This is a genomic window from Nocardia sp. NPDC127526 (assembly GCF_042672265.1).
Classification (GTDB): Bacteria; Actinomycetota; Actinomycetes; order Mycobacteriales; family Mycobacteriaceae; genus Nocardia.
In genome coordinates, this window is sequence record NZ_JBHXVO010000008.1 from 79,695 (window position 1) to 96,703 (window position 17,009).

At 67.4% G+C, this 17,009-nt stretch carries 16 protein-coding genes and 1 riboswitch; of the genes, 6 read left to right on the forward strand and 10 right to left on the reverse strand.

The features are described 5' to 3' along the window. Positions 1 to 213: 213 nt before the first annotated feature. Together ACFVIV_RS16565 and pta are read right to left on the reverse strand one after the other, a co-directional pair. Complete coding sequence (locus tag ACFVIV_RS16565) at positions 214 to 1,410, reverse strand: acetate kinase (protein WP_379197027.1); 1,197 nt, start codon at positions 1,408 to 1,410, stop codon at positions 214 to 216. Further along, on the reverse strand, positions 1,407 to 3,488 hold the full coding sequence (gene pta, locus ACFVIV_RS16570) for a phosphate acetyltransferase (protein WP_379197029.1): 2,082 nt from the start codon (positions 3,486 to 3,488) through the stop codon (positions 1,407 to 1,409). Before pta ends, ACFVIV_RS16565 begins: the two co-directional genes overlap by 4 nt. Before the next feature lie 102 nt (positions 3,489 to 3,590). Here pta and ACFVIV_RS16575 point away from each other — a divergent pair, with 102 nt between their 5' ends. Then, positions 3,591 to 5,483 (forward strand): ABC transporter ATP-binding protein/permease, encoded by a 1,893-nt coding sequence (locus ACFVIV_RS16575; RefSeq protein ID WP_379197031.1) that lies wholly within the window; start codon positions 3,591 to 3,593, stop codon positions 5,481 to 5,483. 23 nt (positions 5,484 to 5,506) lie between these two features. Here ACFVIV_RS16575 and fgd read toward each other — a convergent pair whose 3' ends face one another. Continuing rightward, positions 5,507 to 6,517 (reverse strand): glucose-6-phosphate dehydrogenase (coenzyme-F420), encoded by a 1,011-nt coding sequence (gene fgd / locus ACFVIV_RS16580; RefSeq protein ID WP_379197033.1) that lies wholly within the window; start codon positions 6,515 to 6,517, stop codon positions 5,507 to 5,509. A gap of 157 nt (positions 6,518 to 6,674) precedes the next feature. Here fgd and ACFVIV_RS16585 point away from each other — a divergent pair, with 157 nt between their 5' ends. Next, positions 6,675 to 7,475 (forward strand): HAD-IIA family hydrolase, encoded by an 801-nt coding sequence (locus ACFVIV_RS16585; RefSeq protein ID WP_379197035.1) that lies wholly within the window; start codon positions 6,675 to 6,677, stop codon positions 7,473 to 7,475. Between the two features lie 165 nt (positions 7,476 to 7,640). Here ACFVIV_RS16585 and ACFVIV_RS16590 read toward each other — a convergent pair whose 3' ends face one another. From ACFVIV_RS16590 to ACFVIV_RS16610, 5 genes are all read right to left on the reverse strand, one after another. Then, entirely contained in the window at positions 7,641 to 8,099 is a 459-nt protein-coding gene (locus ACFVIV_RS16590; RefSeq protein WP_379197037.1) for a MarR family winged helix-turn-helix transcriptional regulator, read from the reverse strand. Next, the gene (locus tag ACFVIV_RS16595) at positions 8,096 to 8,737 is read right to left on the reverse strand and encodes a type 1 glutamine amidotransferase family protein (protein ID WP_379197435.1); all 642 of its coding nucleotides are present in this window, start codon (positions 8,735 to 8,737) and stop codon (positions 8,096 to 8,098) included. Before ACFVIV_RS16595 ends, ACFVIV_RS16590 begins: the two co-directional genes overlap by 4 nt. A 112-nt stretch (positions 8,738 to 8,849) precedes the next feature. Further along, positions 8,850 to 10,064 carry an O-succinylhomoserine sulfhydrylase gene (locus ACFVIV_RS16600; RefSeq protein WP_379197039.1) on the reverse strand — a complete coding sequence of 405 codons (1,215 nt, stop codon included), beginning with the start codon at positions 10,062 to 10,064 and terminating at the stop codon, positions 8,850 to 8,852. Next, positions 10,061 to 10,483, reverse strand: a complete 423-nt coding sequence (locus ACFVIV_RS16605) for a rhodanese-like domain-containing protein (protein ID WP_379197041.1) — start codon at positions 10,481 to 10,483, stop codon at positions 10,061 to 10,063. Before ACFVIV_RS16605 ends, ACFVIV_RS16600 begins: the two co-directional genes overlap by 4 nt. A gap of 15 nt (positions 10,484 to 10,498) precedes the next feature. Beyond that, positions 10,499 to 10,615, reverse strand: a riboswitch (SAM riboswitch). A gap of 41 nt (positions 10,616 to 10,656) precedes the next feature. Beyond that, positions 10,657 to 11,094 (reverse strand): hypothetical protein, encoded by a 438-nt coding sequence (locus tag ACFVIV_RS16610; protein ID WP_379197043.1) that lies wholly within the window; start codon positions 11,092 to 11,094, stop codon positions 10,657 to 10,659. Positions 11,095 to 11,387: 293 nt separating this feature from the next. On the opposite strand from ACFVIV_RS16610, the gene ACFVIV_RS16615 reads away from it, so the two are divergent. Together ACFVIV_RS16615 and ACFVIV_RS16620 are read left to right on the forward strand one after the other, a co-directional pair. Continuing rightward, positions 11,388 to 12,782, forward strand: a complete 1,395-nt coding sequence (locus tag ACFVIV_RS16615) for an FAD-dependent oxidoreductase (RefSeq protein ID WP_379197045.1) — start codon at positions 11,388 to 11,390, stop codon at positions 12,780 to 12,782. A 79-nt stretch (positions 12,783 to 12,861) separates the two neighbouring features. Continuing rightward, positions 12,862 to 13,740, forward strand: coding sequence for an amidohydrolase family protein (locus ACFVIV_RS16620; protein ID WP_379197047.1), 879 nt, complete (start codon positions 12,862 to 12,864; stop codon positions 13,738 to 13,740). Here the strand turns inward: ACFVIV_RS16620 and ACFVIV_RS16625 are convergent. Then, entirely contained in the window at positions 13,737 to 14,219 is a 483-nt protein-coding gene (locus tag ACFVIV_RS16625; protein WP_379197049.1) for a DUF456 domain-containing protein, read from the reverse strand. The two genes, ACFVIV_RS16620 and ACFVIV_RS16625, sit on opposite strands and share 4 nt — an antisense overlap. Before the next feature lie 147 nt (positions 14,220 to 14,366). Between ACFVIV_RS16625 and ACFVIV_RS16630 the strand changes: the two genes are divergently transcribed. Then, positions 14,367 to 15,467: a CaiB/BaiF CoA transferase family protein gene (locus ACFVIV_RS16630; RefSeq protein ID WP_379197051.1), complete on the forward strand. Its 1,101-nt coding sequence runs from the start codon at positions 14,367 to 14,369 to the stop codon at positions 15,465 to 15,467. A gap of 55 nt (positions 15,468 to 15,522) precedes the next feature. Here the strand turns inward: ACFVIV_RS16630 and ACFVIV_RS16635 are convergent, their stop codons facing one another. Beyond that, on the reverse strand, positions 15,523 to 16,065 hold the full coding sequence (locus tag ACFVIV_RS16635) for a YceI family protein (protein WP_379197053.1): 543 nt from the start codon (positions 16,063 to 16,065) through the stop codon (positions 15,523 to 15,525). Positions 16,066 to 16,166: 101 nt separating this feature from the next. Between ACFVIV_RS16635 and ACFVIV_RS16640 the strand changes: the two genes are divergently transcribed. After that, entirely contained in the window at positions 16,167 to 16,988 is an 822-nt protein-coding gene (locus ACFVIV_RS16640) for a helix-turn-helix transcriptional regulator (RefSeq protein ID WP_379197055.1), read from the forward strand. Positions 16,989 to 17,009: the final 21 nt, after the last annotated feature.

A 17,009-nucleotide genomic window follows, 5' to 3' on the forward strand; every position in this document is an offset into this window, starting at 1 on the left:
ACCGGATCGGGTCCGGCGTCCGGGGATCCCTGATGTCCACGACTGCGGCGGCCTGCGGGGGCAGCCGCAGGCCGGTAGGGGCAGGCGAGGGAGAGTTCAACCCCAACCGCAGGTGCGTCTCGTGGCACGGATTCCGGTGGACCGGAGGAACCGGATCCGAGAACTACTGTGCCAAATCGATCGTGATGTTTTCGTGAAGCGGATATGCCCAGGTCAACCGACCAGGCGGGCGGACGCGCGGGCGATGGCGAGCTCCTCGTTGGTGGGCACCACCAGCACCGCGACCTCCGCGCCCTCGGGCGAGATGTAGCGGGCGGAGCGGTCTTTCGCGGTATTGCGGGCCTCGTCGACCCGAATGCCGAAGTGCTCCAGCCCCGCCAGCGCCGCCGCGCGCACCGCGGCATCGTTCTCGCCCACGCCGGCGGTGAAGGTGATGGCGTCCACCCGCCCCAGTTCCACCAGGTACGCGCCGATATAGCGCCGCAGCCGATGGATGTAGACCTCGAAGGCGAGTCGCGCTGCCACATCACCGGTTTCGATGAGCTGCCCGAGTTCGCGGAAGTCGTTCACGCCGGACAGGCCCTTGATGCCGGAGCGGCGATTGAGCAGCGCGTCCACCTCGTCCACGTCCATGCCCGCGGTGCGGATGAGGTGGAAGATGATGCCCGGATCGAGATCACCGGAGCGGGTGCCCATCACCAGGCCCTCGAGCGGTGTCAGGCCCATGGTGGTGTCGACGGCCTTGCCGCCGCGCACGGCCGAGGCGGAGGCGCCGTTGCCCAGGTGCAGCACGATCTGGTTCAGCTCGCCGCGGTCCCGGCCCAGGAACTCCGCGACCTGCCCGGAGACGTATTCGTGCGAGGTGCCGTGGAAGCCGTAGCGCCGGACGCCGTGCGCGGCGGCCACTTCCGCGTCGATGGCGTAGGTCTTGGCGGCGGCCGGCAGCCCGTGGAAGAAGGCGGTGTCGAAGACCGCCACCTGCGGCACATCCGGCAGCAGCGCGCGGGCGCCCTCGATGCCCACCACATTGGCCGGATTGTGCAGCGGCGCGAGCGCGGACAGGTCCGAGATGGCCTCGACGACCTTGTCGTCGATCAGCGTGGGCTCGTAGAACACCTCGCCGCCGTGCACCACCCGGTGCCCGACCGCGCCCAGCCCCTCCGCGGCCAGGTCGTGCCCGCTCTCGGCGAACAGCTCGAACACCAGACGCAGCCCGGCGGCGTGATCGGGCACCTCGCCGTCGTGGGTGAAAGTCTTTCCGTCGGTTTTGTGTTCGATGGTCGGCGACCCGTTCGCGACGGGTTCCCCGATGCGCTGCACCACGCCGGAGGCCACCACGGCCGCCGAATCCGCGTCCAGCAGCTGGTATTTGATGGACGACGACCCGGAATTGATCACCAGGACCTTCACTGCGCCTCCTGCTGGGCCTGAATGGCGGTGATCGCCACGGTGTTCACGATGTCGGCGACCAGCGCACCGCGCGACAGGTCGTTGACCGGCTTGCGCAGACCCTGCAGGACCGGGCCGATGGCGACCGCGCCGGCGCTGCGCTGCACGGCCTTGTAGGTGTTGTTACCCGTATTGAGGTCCGGGAAGATGAACACCGTCGCCTGCCCGGCCACCGCCGAATCCGGCAGCTTGGTGCGCGCCACCGCGGGCTCGATGGCGGCGTCGTACTGAATCGGGCCCTCCACCAGCAGCTCCGGCGCGCGATCGTGCACCAGCTTGGTGGCGGCGCGCACCTTGTCCACATCCGCGCCGGACCCGGATTCACCGGTCGAGTAGGACAGCATGGCCACCCGCGGCGAGATGCCGAACTGGTTCGCGGTGGTCGCCGAGGAGATGGCGATATCGGCCAGCTGATCGGAGGTCGGATCGGGCACCACCGCGCAGTCGCCGTACACCAGCACCCGGTCGGCCAGGCACATGAGGAACACGCTCGACACCGTGGAGACGCCCGGCGTGGTCTTGATGATCTCGAAGGACGGGCGGATGGTGTGCGCGGTGGTGTGCGCCGCACCGGAGACCATGCCGTCGGCCACGCCCATGTGCACCATCATGGTGCCGAAATACGAGATGTCGCTCATGAATTCGCGGGCGCGATCCACCGTCATGCCTTTGTGGGCGCGCAGCCGCGCGTACTCCTCGGCGAATTCGTCGCGCAGCGGACAGGTCTTGGGATCGAGCACCTCGGCGGCGTCGATGTCCACGCCGAGTTCGGCGGCGCGGCCGCGCACGGCGCCCTCCTCGCCGAGGATGGTGAGATCGGCGATCTTGCGCTGCAGCACCCGTCCGGCGGCGCGCAGGATGCGGTCGTCGTCGCCCTCGGGCAGCACGATGCGCTTGCGATCGCCGCGGGCCCGCTCGATGAGCTGATACTCGAACATCTGCGGGGTCACCACGCTCGGGATGGGAACCTCGATCTGCTGCAAGAGTTCTCGCACGTCCACCCGCTCCTCCATGAGCGCCAGCGCGGTGTCCACCTTGCGAATGCTGGACAGCGACACCCGGCCGCGGGTGTTGGCGGCGGCCTTGGCGGTCTCGAAGGTGCCCAGGTCGGTGGCCAGGATGGGCAGCTTGGGCTTGAGGCCCTCGATGAGCCGCGCGATGGACGGCGCGGGCTTCATGCCGCCGTTCATGATGATTCCGGACAGCGACGGAAACCCTTCCGCCTCATGGGCGTTCACCAGCGCCAGCAGCACGTCGGAGCGATCGCCCGGGGCGATGACGGCGACGCTGTCGGTGAGCCGCTCCAGAATGTGCTCGGTGGTCATGCCGCCGATGATCACGTCGAGGGCCTCGCGCTGCATGAGTTCCGGGTCGCCGCTGTAGATTTCGCCGCCGATGGCCTCGCGCAGCTCTTCCATGGTGGGCGCGGTGAGCAGCGGCACCTCGGGCAGCGTCCAGGACGGCACCAGCGCGGCTTGCGCGAGCGCGGCGCTGTCGGCGTCGATCTGCTCGGGCGCGCAGCGGTTGGCGATGACGGCGACCAGTTTGGCGTGCTCGCCCACCAGCTCGCCGCGGCACAGCTCGACCAGCTGGATGAGTTCCTCGGGCCTGCGGTCCGCGCCCTTGACCACCAGCAGCACCGGCGCGCCCAGGTTCACCGCGATGCGGGCGTTGTAGCGCAGCTCGCTGGGGCTGGCCACATCGGTGTAGTCGCTGCCGACGATGAGCACGGCATCGCAGTGCTTGGCCATGGCGTGATAGCGCATGACGATCTCGCTGATGGCGGCGTCCGGATCGGCGTGCACCTGCTCATAGGTGACGCCCACGGCGTCGTCGTAGTCCACATCGGCGGTGGAGTGCTCGAGCAGCAATTCCAGGATGTAGTCGCGGCCGGTGGCCGACCGCGTGATGGGCCGGAACACGCCCACGCGCGGCGTGGTGGCGGCCAGTGCCTGGAGCACGCCGAGCGCCACCGTCGACTTGCCGGTGTCACCCTCGGGGGACGCGATGTACACACTGGAAACCGTGTGGGCAGCCATAGCCGCAAAGCCTACCGACCGTTATGTGCCGATTCGCTGTGGACCAGGCGACACGTGCGCTGTGCCACAGCGTGCTGATCGTTTGCCGATAGGCTCCGCGGCATGGTCGGCGCTTCCGGTCTCGACTGGGGACACGAAACGTTTCACAGCCTGTTCTGGATCGCGAAAGCCTTCGTCATCACCGCGATCGTCTTCCTTCTCGGCGCCGCCGCCATCGTGCGGTTCACCGAGTGGGGGCGCATGTTCTGGCGGATCGGCGGCGGGTACTTCACCGGGCGGCAGAGCTGGCCGGCCTGGGGACTGTTCGCGGTCGTGCTGCTGCTCACCGTGTACAGCGTGCGGATGACGGTATTGATGACCTACTTCTACAACGATCTGTACACCTCGCTGCAGCGGGGCGTGCAGGCGCTCGCGGAAGGAAAGTCGACTGCCCCCGCCAAGGCATTGTTCTGGCACGCCCTCGCGGTGTTCGGCGTGCTGGCCACCATCATCGTCGTCATGGGCGTGGTCGCCTACTACCTGCAGCAGGCCTTCCAAATTCATTGGTGGCAATGGCTGAACACGCGTTATCTCGACGACTGGATGAGCGGGAAGGCGTACTACCGCAGCCGGTTCATCGACAAGACCATCGACAATGCCGATCAGCGCATCCAGCAGGATGTGAAGGATTTCGTGGACGGGTCCTACGCGCTCTGTTTCGGCGGCAATGTCGGCCCGTACCAGATCAGCGGCAATGGCGTGATCGGCAGCGGGCTCTCGCTGGTGTCCTTCACACCGATCCTGTGGCGATTGTCCGGTCCGGTCGACGTCCTCGGCACGACGATCCCCCGGGCGCTGGTGTTCGCGGCCTTCCTGTGGATCGCGTTCGCCACCGTGGTCGCGTTCTGGGTCGCGAATCCCTTGATCAAACTCAACTTCTGGTTCCAGCGGCGTACCGCCGACTACCGTTTCGCGCTGGTGCGGCTGCGGGAGAACGCCGAGAACGTCGCTTTTTACCACGGTGAACGCGAGGAGCGGGAGGAGCTGGACAACCGGTTCGGCGCGGTCATCGACAACGCCTGGGCGCGGGTGTACCGGTTGCTGAAGTTCTACGGCTGGAATCTGGTGACTCAGCAGACCGCCAATGTTTTCACCGTGCTGCTGCTCGGGCCGCGTGTCTTCGCGGGCACCACCACGATCGGCGATTTGCAGCAGGCCGCCAGCGCATTCAGCCAGGTGCAGAGCGCGCTGTCCATGCCGCAGAGTTCCTACGACGCGTTCACCTACTACCGCGCCACCCTCATCCGTCTCGACGGGCTGCGCGAGGCCGACCGCAAGGGGCGGGAGCTTCCGGCCATCGAAACAGCGGACACTCCAACGGGTTTGGAGCTCGAGCAGGTGTGGGTGAGCAAGCCGGACGGCACCGAGCTCATCGCCGATCTCTCGCTGCGGCTGCGGTCGGGTGACGCGCTGGTGGTGAAAGGCCCCTCGGGCGTAGGGAAGACGACGCTGCTGCGCAGTATCGGCGAACTGTGGCCCTACACCGAAGGCCGGGTGAAACGACCGCTCGGCAATGACACATTGTTCCTGTCGCAGCGGCCCTATATCCCGCTCGGGGATCTGCGCAGCGCCCTCACCTACCCGGCAGGTCCCGGCGAGATCGGCGAGGCACGGCTGCGCGAGGTGCTGGTCAAGGTCAACCTCGGGCATCTGAGCGACCGCCTGGACGAGGTGATCGACTGGGCGTCAACGCTTTCCCCGGGTGAGCAGCAGCGCGTCGCCTTTGCGCGCATTCTGCTGCTGCAGCCGAAACTGGCCTTCCTGGACGAGGCCACCTCGGCGGTCGACGAGGGCCTCGAATTCACGCTCTACCACCTGGTGCGGACCGAGGCGCCGGACACCGTGCTGGTGAGCGTGGCTCATCGCAGCACGGTGGACCGGCATCACAATCAGCGCCTCGAACTCGCCGGCGGCGGGCAGTGGAAGCTGTCGCCGGTCGAGCTCGCCGAGGTCTGAGCCAGGCGGAAATCCGGAGCGGCCTACGCGAGGGCGCGCAGGCGCGGCGCGAGATCGCGCTTGAACAGGTCGAGGAATCGCATCTGGTCGTGACCCGGGGCGTGGAAGACCAGGTGGTTCAGGCCCGCGTCCAGGTACGGCTTGATCAGCTCCACGGCCTGATCCGGATCGCTGGCCACGATCCAGCGCTTGGCGATCTGCTCGATGGGCAGCGCGTCGGCGGCGGCCTCCATCTCGATGGGGTCGGTAATGGAGTGCTTCTGCTCGGCGGTCAGCGACAGCGGCGCCCAGAAGCGCGTGTTCTCCAGCGCCAGTTCGGGATCGGTGTCGTAGGAGATCTTGATCTCGATCATCCGATCGATGTCCTCCACCGTCCGCCCGGCCTTGGCCGCGCCCTCGGCCACCGCCGGCATGAGCTTCTCGGTGTAGAGGTCCATGCCCTTGCCGGAGGTGCAGATGAAACCGTCGCCCGCGCGCCCCGCGTACCGGGCCACCAGCGGGCCGCCCGCCGCGATGTAGACCGGGATGCCGCCCTTGGGCACGTCGTAGATGGAGGCGCCGACGGTCTTGTAGTACTGCCCGTCGAAGTCCACCCGGTCACCGGTCCACAGCGCCCGCATGAGCTCCACCGACTCGCGCAGTCGCGCGAAACGCTCCTTGAATTCCGGCCATTCGCCCTGGAAGCCGGTGGCGATCTCGTTCAGCGCCTCACCGCTGCCCACACCCAGCATGATGCGATCCGGGTACAGGCAGCCCATGGTGGCGAAGGCCTGCGCGATGACCGCCGGGTTGTAGCGGAAGGTCGGCGTCAGCACCGAGGTGCCGAGCTGAATGCGCTCGGTGCGCTCGCCCACCGCCGCCATCCACGCCAGTGAGAAGGGCGCGTGCCCGCCATTGTGCCGCCAGGGCTGGAAGTGATCGCTCACGGTCGCGCTGTCCAGGCCGTGCTCCTCGGCCGCCACCGCGATCTCCACCAGTTCGCGGGGACCGAACTGTTCCGCCGACGCCTTGTATCCGAGCTTGAGGTTCTTCACCTGCGCCACTCCTGTCGCCTTGCTGCGCTAGTTGTGCGGGCTGATCTCCCGCTCGTCCTCGACGATAGTCAGCTCCGGGCGGGGGTGTGTCAGGGGTCGCACCGGCAGCTGGGCCATCCGAGCCCGGGCAAACCGGACGCTAATTAGACTCGGCGGTGTGACCTCCACCGATGAACCGATCCTCTCGTACCTGACCGACATGGACGGCGTCCTGGTGCACGAGAACCACATGATCCCGGGAGCCGATCAGTTCCTGGCCGAGCTCCGCGACAACGAGATTCCGTTCCTGGTGCTCACCAACAACTCGATCTACACCGCGCGCGATCTGCAGGCGCGGCTGCGGCACACCGGCCTCGACATCCCGGTCGAGTCCATCTGGACCTCCGCACTGGCCACCGCGACCTTCCTCAAGGAACAGCGGCCCAATGGAACCGCTTACGTGGTGGGCGAATCCGGCCTCACCACCGCCCTGCACGAGGTCGGCTACGTGCTCACCGACAGCGATCCGGAGTACGTGGTGCTGGGCGAGACCCGCACCTACTCCTTCGAGGCCATCACCACCGCCATCCGCCTGATCGCGGCGGGTGCGCGCTTCATCGCCACCAATCCCGACGTCACCGGGCCCTCCCGCGAGGGCATCCTGCCCGCCACGGGTTCGGTGGCCGCGCTCATCACCCGGGCCACCGGCAAGGAGCCGTACTACGTGGGCAAGCCGAATCCGCTCATGATGCGGTCGGCGCTGCGGCGCATCGGCGGGCACTCGCAGTCCAGCGTCATGATCGGCGATCGCATGGACACCGATGTGATCTCCGGCCTCGAAGCCGGAATGCGCACCATCCTGGTGACCACCGGCATCTCCACCCAGTCCACGGTCGAGCAGTACCCGTACCGCCCGACCAGCATCCTGAAGTCGGTCGCCGACCTGGTCGGCCACACCAAGGACCCGTTCGCGGCCTGAACACCCGTCATCGGCGACCAAGCGTGCGGACAGAAGTCCCACTCGTCATCCCGGCGGGTCCCACTCGTCATCCCGGCGTGCTTGTGGCCGGGATCCACCACGCGGGGGGAGAGAGATTCCGGCCAAAGCACGCCGGAATGACGGGGAGAGCTTTCGAGCAGGCGCTCAGGCGGACTGTTCGCCGAGTTCCGCCAAGGCGTCGAGTGCGGCGGACAGCTCGGTCAGACCGTCGACGATCTGCGCCAGCCGTTCCACGCCGAGTTCGGCCGTCAACCGGGCCGCCATCTTGGCGTGCTGCGGCTCGATCCGCCGCAGCGCCTCGTGACCGGCCTCGGTGATGGCCACGAGCTTGGCGCGCCGATGCGCCGGATTCGGCCGGTACTCGGCCAAACCCTTGTCCACCAGCAGATCCGCGATGCGCTGCACGCTCTGCCGGGTAATGCCCATCGCCCGCGCGACCCCGGCCACCGGCAGCGGCTCGTGCAGCACCGCACCGAGCACCTGCCACCAGGCCGCCGTAATGCCGGCCGGCTTGGCCAATTCCTCTGCGATGGCGAGGAATTGGCCATTGAGCCGGAACGACGTGATCGCCGCCGTGCTGAACAGCTCTTGGTCGGTGTTCACCGCGCCGCCTGCTCGGCCGCCCGCTTCTCCTCGTACTCGGCGAGGGCGAAGAATCCGGCCGGATCGCTGTCGGCGTAGAGCTTGGTCCACGCGTCGAGAATGTGCGGTTCGTAGACGCCGAGCCGCGCGAAAATGGCCCGCGCGAAATCAACCGGCTTGGTACCGCTGGCGGTGATCAGATCACCGTCGAGCACGGCGGGTTCGTACACGAAGTGGTCACCGCCCGAATATCCGCTGAACGCAAGGTATTCCGCCGCATTGCTGGTGTGCGGGCGACTATCGAGCAGGCCCGCCGCCGCGAGCCCGAAGGTCGACCCGCAGATGGCGGCCACCGGCACGCCCGCCGCGAGGAATTCACGCGCCTTCTCCGCGAACGGCGCGAGCTCACCGGCCTCCCAGGTATCAGCGCCGGGCAGGATCAGCATGGCGCTGTCCCCCGGCGCGAGATCGGCGAGCACGACGTCCGGCACGACCCGCATGCCACCGGCCGACACGACCGGCTCCGCAGTCGGCCCGACCGTCTTGACCTGCCAGGTCCCGGGTTCCCGCTGCCACATCGCGCGATTGATGTGCGCGGTGGCGTGGCCGGTCTCCCAGTCGGAGAAGGTGTCGTAGATGGCCAGGTGCACTGTCTTCATCGTCATGACAGTATCCTGTCATATTTGACAGCACGCTGTCAATGGACCGCGTCCCGGAAAACGACGAAGGCCGGAACCGTCGATAGACGGTTCCGGCCTCACGGCGAAACACTCAGCTCAGTGCGTGATCCAGATCGCCGAGCAGATCCTCGACATCCTCCAGGCCGATCGAGATGCGCACGACGCCATCCGAAAGGCCGATGCTGGCACGGCCTTCCGGCCCCATCGCGCGGTGCGTCGTGGTGGCCGGATGGGTGATCAGGGTCTTGGCATCACCGAGATTGTTGGAGATATCGATGATGCGCAGGCGGTTGAGCACCTCGAAGGCGCGCTTCTTGGCCTCGTCCGCGGGTGCTGCCAGTTCGAAAGTGACGACCGTGCCGCCGCCCGACATCTGGCTCTTGGCCAGCTCGTACTGCGGATGGGAGGGCAGGAAGGGGTATTTCACCCAGGAGACCGCCGGATGCTGCTCCAGGAATTCGGCAATGCGCAGGGCGGAGGCATTGGACTGCCGCACCCGCAGCGGCATGGTCTCCAGGCCCTTGAGCAGCGTCCAGGCATTGAACGGGCTCAGCGCCGGACCCGTGTGGCGCATGAGGTTTTTCACCGGGCCGTCGATGTAGTCGTGCGGGCCCAGAATGGCGCCGCCGAGCACCCGGCCCTGACCGTCGATGTGCTTGGTGCCCGAGTAGACGAGCACGTCCGCGCCGAGGTCGAAGCCGCGCTGCAGCAGCGGGGTGGCGAAGACATTGTCCAGCACCACCTTCGCGCCCGCGGCGTGCGCGAGCTCGGTGACGCGGCGGACATCCACCAGGGTCTGCATGGGGTTCGAGGGGGTCTCGAAGAACACGGCCTGGGTGGGCACCGACAGCGCCCGCTCCCACTGCTCCAGATCCTCGCCGTCGACGAAGACGGTCTCCACTCCCCAGCGCGGCAGAATCTCGTTGGCCACCACAAAACACGAGCCGAACAGGCTGCGCGCCGCGACCAGGCGGTCACCCGCGCCGAGCAGGGCGCCCAGGGCGGTGAACACGGCCGACATGCCCGACGCCGTGGCGAAGGCCGCCTCGGCGCCGTCGATGAGCCGCAGCCGCTCCTCGAACATGGCGACGGTGGGATTGCCGTAGCGGGAGTAGACGAAATGCTCGATATCGCCGGTGAAGGAGGCCTCCGCCGCCTCGGCGCTCTCATAGACGAAGCCCGAGTTCAGGAACAGCGCCTCGGACGTCTCGTCGTAGCCGGAGCGCCGGATGCCGCCGCGCACGCCCAGGGTGGCGGGGCCGACGCCCTCGGGCAGCGGCTTGTCGAACGAGCCACCGGTGATCATGACTGCCTCCACGGAAGTCCATCGGCCCGCCAGCCGGTCTGGCCGCGATGCCCGCGCGCGTCCAGCGCGCCTTCGAAACCCTCGACCACATTGAACGACGGCGCGAAGCCGACGGCGGTGGCGGCGGTGGCCGCGCCGATGGACCGCTGACCGGACCGGCAGATGAAGATGACCGGCGCGTCCGACTCGGCGGCACGATCCGCGAGGGCCTGCTTCAGCTGGTCCACGAAACGGGCATTCGGGGTGCCGCTGGTGTCCACCCACTCGATCAGCGCGGTCGGCCGGCCGATACCGCTGGTGTCGGGCACGCCGACGAATCGCCATTCGGCTTCGGTGCGCACGTCCACCAGCACCGCATCCGGATTGTCCCGCAACAGTTCCCACGCCTGTTTCGGCGTGATGTCACCCGCGTAGCTCACTTCGAACCTCCTGTGAATCCGCACTTGCCGCACCATTTTTCCGGTGCGCGGCCAGGTCGTCACCCGGAGCACCCCACCGCGGAGGAGGGTTGCCGACCAGCCAGCCGGGGCTTGGCGCTGGTACTCATGACCTGGGATGAGAGTGCCTGGGCCGGAGCCCGGCTGTCAAACGTTCAGTTGCAGACCAGCCAGCGGCTGCCGGATTTGGTGAAGGTCCAGGTCGCCGTCCGTTCGGCGCCGTCGGCCTTGTAGGTGACCTGCGCGGTGGCGCGATCACCGGTGATCACGGGGTCGGTGAGCCGCACGAATTCGAACTGGACGCCCTCGTCACGAGGGTTGCTCAGGGGTGAGCGGTTCTCGTCGAAGCCCTGGCACACCGTATTCGGATCCAGGACGTCGGTGCCGCTGCGGGATTGGGTGAAGGCGCTGGCGGCCACCGCGAGCCGGTCGGAGTCTGTGACATTCTTCTCAACCGGCGACACCAGGGCAGCGACCACGATGCCGATGATGACGACCAGGATTACGCCCGCAGCCAGCAGGAACGGCCACAGTGAACGAGTTTCGCTCTGGCTGATTTTAATTGGCTGATCGGATTGGCCGTCATCGCTCATGACTAGATCATGCCTGGTCGGAATGGGTGCGATGACCGCGACACCGGGTACTCGTGAGGATGAGGGGCCGCCGGGATCCAGCACACCGACGCGGGGGACAATCCAGACGCACGATTAGAATCGGCACAATTCCCGCAAAAATGCGGGAATTACCGAGAACCATGCAGCAACGCCGCAGCGTCGGGGGTTCCTATCCCGGCACCGCCCGCAGCCGGACCATCAACTTAGCCTAAGCTAAGAACGAAGGCCGCAGGCCGACGACACGTAGCTCCAACCAAAGGGTGCGCATAAGAATGACCGAACAGAGTGCAGCGACCCGCCCGCTCCGCATTGCGATCGTGGGCGCCGGCCCCGCGGGCATCTATGCCGCCGACGCGTTGATGAAATCCGACGCCGAGGTGAGCATCGACCTGTACGAGCGGATGCCCGCTCCGTTCGGTCTCATCCGCTACGGCGTCGCACCCGACCACCCGCGCATCAAGGGCATCATCACCGCCCTGCACAAGGTGCTCGACAAGCCGCAGGTCCGCCTGCTCGGCAATATCGACTACGGCGTCGACATCACCCTCGAGGACCTGCAGGGCTTCTACGACGCGGTCATCTTCTCCACCGGCGCCAATGCCGACCGCGCCCTGGAGATCCCGGGCATCGAGCTGGACGGCTCCTACGGCGCCGCCGACTTCGTGTCCTGGTACGACGGGCACCCGGACGTGCCGCGCACCTGGCCGCTGGACGCGGAGAAGGTCGCGGTCCTCGGCGTCGGCAATGTCGCCCTCGACGTGGCGCGCGTGCTCGCCAAGACCGGCGACGAACTGCTGCCGACCGAGATCCCGCCGAACGTCTACGAGGGTCTCAAGGCCAACAAGGCCCTGGAAGTGCACGTGTTCGGCCGCCGCGGTCCCGCGCAGGCCAAGTTCACCCCGCTCGAGCTGCGCGAGCTGGATCATTCGCCGACCATCGAGGTCATCGTCGATCCCGAGGACATCGACTACGACGAGGGCTCGGAAGCGGCCCGCCGCCATTCCAAGCAGGTCGACATGATCTGCAACACCTTGGAGCAGTGGGCCATTCGCGATGTCGGCGCCCGCCCGCACAAGCTGTTCCTGCACTTCTTCGAATCCCCCGCCGAAATCCTCGGTGCGGACGGCAAGGTCGTGGGCCTGCGCACCGAGCGCACCCAACTCGACGGCACCGGCAACTGCAAGGGCACCGGCGAGTTCAAAGACTGGGACATCCAGGCCGTGTACCGCGCGGTCGGCTACCTGTCGCAGAACATCCCGTCGCTGCCGTTCGACGACCAGGCCGGCACCGTGCCCAACGAGGCCGGTCGCGTGCTGGTGAACGAGGACGCCGACGGCGCCGAGCGCTACCTGCCGCAGACCTACGTCACCGGCTGGATCAAGCGCGGCCCGGTCGGCCTCATCGGCCACACCAAGGGCGACGCCAACGAGACCATCGCCTGCCTGCTCGACGACGCCCCGACCTTCACCCCGGCCGCCAAGCCGGAGCCGGAGGCCGTGACCGAGTTCCTGGAGGCCAAGGGCATTCCGTTCACCACCTGGGCCGGCTGGTACCGCCTGGACGCGCACGAGCGCGCCCTCGGCGAGCCCGAAGGCCGCGAGCGGGTGAAGGTCGTGGAGCGCGAGGACATGCTGCGCGCCAGCGAGCCGGACAAGGTCGGCCACTAGTCCATCCCCTGACCTGGCCCAATAAGCCAGGTGGACAAGGGCTTCGGCACTTGTCACCGTTCTGAGGCATGCTGATCACGTGTTCGATGCCCATGTCCACATCATCGATCCGCGGTTCCCGCTGATCGAAAACGAAGGCTACCTGCCCGACCCGTACACCATCGGCGACTATCGCGCGCGCATGGCGCGCTTCGATATCGACGGCGGGGCCGTGGTCAGCGGGTCCTTCCAGGGCACCGATCAGAGCTATCTGCGCGCGGCCCTCGCCGAACTGGGCGAGGGCTGGGTGGGCGTCACCAACCTGCACGTGGACGCCTCCGACGCGGAGATCATCGAACTGGACCGGGCCGGCGTGCGCGCGGTCCGGTTCAACCTCAAGCGCGCGGCCCTCGACATCGTCGGGCTCACTATGCTCGCGCTGCGCGCCTACGACCTGGTCGGCTGGCATGTGGAGCTGTACATCGACGGGTCCATGCTGGGCTCGCTGGAACCGGTCATCTCCAAGCTGCCCACGCTGGCCATCGATCACATGGGCATGAGCGACGACTGCCTGCCGTATCTGCTGAACCTGGTGGACCGCGGCTCCAAGGTGAAGGCCTCCGGCTTCGGCCGGGTGTCGATGCATGTGGGGCAGGCGCTGCGCAAGATTCACGCGGTCAATCCGGAAGCGCTCATGTTCGGCTCCGACCTGCCCGGCACCCGCGCCGGGCGGCCCTTCCGCGATACCGATATCGAGGTCATCGCCGACGCCGTCGGCACGGATCTGCACAAGGTCCTGGAAGACAATGCGCGCGCGTTCTACCGGCTGCCCGCCAAGGAACGGCCCTTCGAGGATCCGGCCCCGACCCGGCCGCTGTACACCGCGGAGTCGCCGACACTGCGGCTGCACCGCTCGGAACTGCCGAAACCACCTCCGCCGCTGCCGGATACGATTCCGCTGCCGATCATCGAGAACTAGACGACCACCGCGCCGGACGCCCACACGGCGGTGGCGATCAGGGCGCCGAGCAGTTCGATGAGCATCGACAGGCCGACGCCCTTCAAGGCGTGCTTGGTGGACTCCCAGGCGGGCTGCTGCACGCGCAGCCGCTGGAATTCCGAAAGATAAACGCCCAGCACGAATCCCAGGAACAGGCCGACGATCGGGACGACGAAGAACCCGATGATGCCGAGCACCGCGCCCAGGAACAACGAGCGGTTGGCGACTCCCGCCTCGCGCAGTTTCGCGCCCGGCCAGGTGTACTTGATGACGCCGCTGATCACGAGAAGCGTTGTGCAGATGGCGAATACCGCCCAGGCGGTGGTGCCGCCGGTGAGGATCGCCCACACCAGGATCGCGGCGAAGATCAGAATCACGCCGGGCAGGATGGGCACCACGATGCCGATCAGGCCGACCAGGATCGCGAGGCCGACCAGAACCTCACCCCATGCGCTCACTTCGATGCCTTCCGCTGGTAGCTGCTACGCATTCTCGCCCACACTGGTCGGGGAGGGTACCTGCGCGACCGCTCACGCCCTATTGTCACAATGTCAACACCGGCGCGTGCTGCCGGTCACAGGATCGACGATGAACCGAGGTAGGGCGTGAGCACTCCATCCACCGCCACCAAGCAGGGCCCGCTCGCGGGCATCCGGGTTGTTGAACTGGCCGGAATCGGACCGGGTCCGCATGCGGCGCTGCTGCTCGCCGATCTCGGCGCGGACGTGGTGCGGGTGCAGCGGCCGAATCAGCTGCCCGGCTTCATGGAACGGCCGCAGTGGCGCGGGCGCACCATTGTCGAGGCGAACCTCAAGGATCCGGCGGACATCGAGCAGGTCCTGGGCCTGATCGAGAAGGCGGATGTGCTGCTCGAGGGCTTCCGGCCCGGCGTCACCGAGCGCATGGGCCTGGGTCCGGAGACCGCGCTGGAACGCAATCCGCGCCTGATCTACGGCCGCATGACCGGCTGGGGCCAGTACGGCCCGCTGGCCGACCGCGCCGGGCACGACATCAACTACATCTCCCTCACCGGCGTGCTGAATGCCATCGGCCGCAAGGGCGAACGGCCCGTCCCGCCGCTGAACATGGTCGGCGATTTCGGCGGCGGCTCCATGTTCCTGGTCTTCGGCATTCTGGCCGCCCTGGTCGAGCGGCAGTCCTCCGGCAAGGGGCAGGTCATCGATGCCGCCATGATCGATGGGGCGCTCGCCCTCTCGCACATGATCTGGGGCATGAAGGGCATGGGCCTGTGGTCCGATGAGCGCGGCACCAACCTGCTCGACACCGGCATGGCCTTCTACGACACCTATGAGACCTCCGACGGCAAGTACATGGCGGTCGGCTGCATCGAGCCGCAGTTCTACGCCGAACTGCTGCGGGGGCTGGAGATCGATCCCGAGGGTCTCCCCCATCAGATCGATCCGGCGGGCCAGGACCAGCTGCGCAAGCTGTTCACCGACAAGTTCAAGACCAAGACCCGCGACGAGTGGTGGGCCATCTTCGAGCACACCGACGCCTGCACCACCCCGGTGCTGACTTTCACCGAGGCGGAACAGAATCCGCACATCCAGGCGCGCACCGGCCTCATCGAGATCGACGGCGTGGTGCAGCACGCCCCGGCCCCGCGGTTCTCCCGCACCCCGGCCGGGACGCCGACCCCGCCGCCGACCGAGGGCACCCCGATCGAGCAGGTCTGGGCGGACTGAGACCGAACACGAAGGGGCGGCGTCCATTCGGATGCCGCCCCTTCGTAATTCGTTATCAGGCAGTCGGTTCCACGAGCTGGATGTCGAGCTCGATGGCGATCTTGTCGCCGAGCATGGCGGTGGGCAGGCCGGGCGCGACATTGAAGTCGCTGCGCTTGAAGGTGCCGGTGGCGGTGAAGCCGGCGTGCTGCTTCTGATCGCCGGGGAAGACCTGGACGCCGCCCCACTCCACGTCGAGGGTGATGGGCTTGGTGACGTCACCGAGGGTGACCTCGCCGGTGACCTCGAACTCGGCGGCCAGTGCCACCGGCTCGACGACGCGGAAGTGCAGCTTGTCGAGGTTGGCGGTGTCGAGGATCTCGGCGGAGCGGACGTGGCCGTCGCGCATCTCGTTGCCGGTGTCGAAGGAGTCCAGGTAGATGGTGGCCTCGATGGCGGCCTTACCGGACTCGTCGGCGACGAAGCTGGTCTCGAAGTTGTTGAAACGGCCGCGAACCTTGGAAATGCCCAGGTGGCGGACGGTGAAGTTGACCGAGGAGTGGTTGGCGTCCAGGGTCCAGGAGCCGGGGGCGATCACGGTCTGTTCGGAAGTCGTCATGCCGACAATTCAAGGGGACCCTGGTCCGGTTAGCCACACCGTCTTGATCCTGGACCTGACAGGGCGGGGATAACGGAGCTGGGATCGGGCACCATGGTGGGGTGTCCAGATCCGAATTCGCCGAGTTCCTGATCGCCCGGCGCGCGCAGCTGCAACCCGAGGACGTCGGGCTGCCCGCGGGCCGCCGGCGGCGGACACCCGGACTGCGCCGCGAGGAGGTCGCCGCGCTGGCCGGGGTGAGCGCCGACTATCTGGCACGGCTCGAGCAGGGCCGGGACACCAATCCCTCCACCGCGGTCCTGGGCGCGCTCGCGGATGCGTTGCGACTCAACGAGGTCGAGCGGCATCACCTCGGCACGCTGGCCATCCACATGGAGCAGCGCAACAACTGCCCCTCCGCCGGGCAGGCCCGCGAACAGGTCAGCGAGACCATGCAGGCCGTCATCGACGCCCTGCACCCCACCCCGGCGTACCTGCTCGGGCGGGGCATGGACATGCTGGCCTGGAATCCGTCCTGGCGGGACTTCGCCGAACCGCTCGGCATGTTCGACGAGGCGGTGCACGGCAACTTCGCGCTCTACCTGTTCGCGCATCCGGAGGCGACCCGCCGGATCACCAACTGGGCCGAGGCCGCCGACCTGATCACCTCCGCCCTGCGCGCCTCCTATGCCCGGTTCTCCGACGACCAGAACCTGGACGCCCGCATCCGGCAACTGCAGCGGTTCCCCGAGTTCGAATGCCGCTGGCGCGAACACCGCGTGACGCTCACCCGGTCGGTGGTCCTGCACATCGATCATCCGGTGCGCGGGGCGGTCGAGGTGGAGGTCGAGACCCTCGATCCGGCCGCCGACCAGAGCATCATGGTGTGGCTGGTGGACCGCCGGCAGGCCCGCAGCCCCGGATTGCGGCTGGTCAACGAGTAAGACCCCGGTTTGTGGGACTTT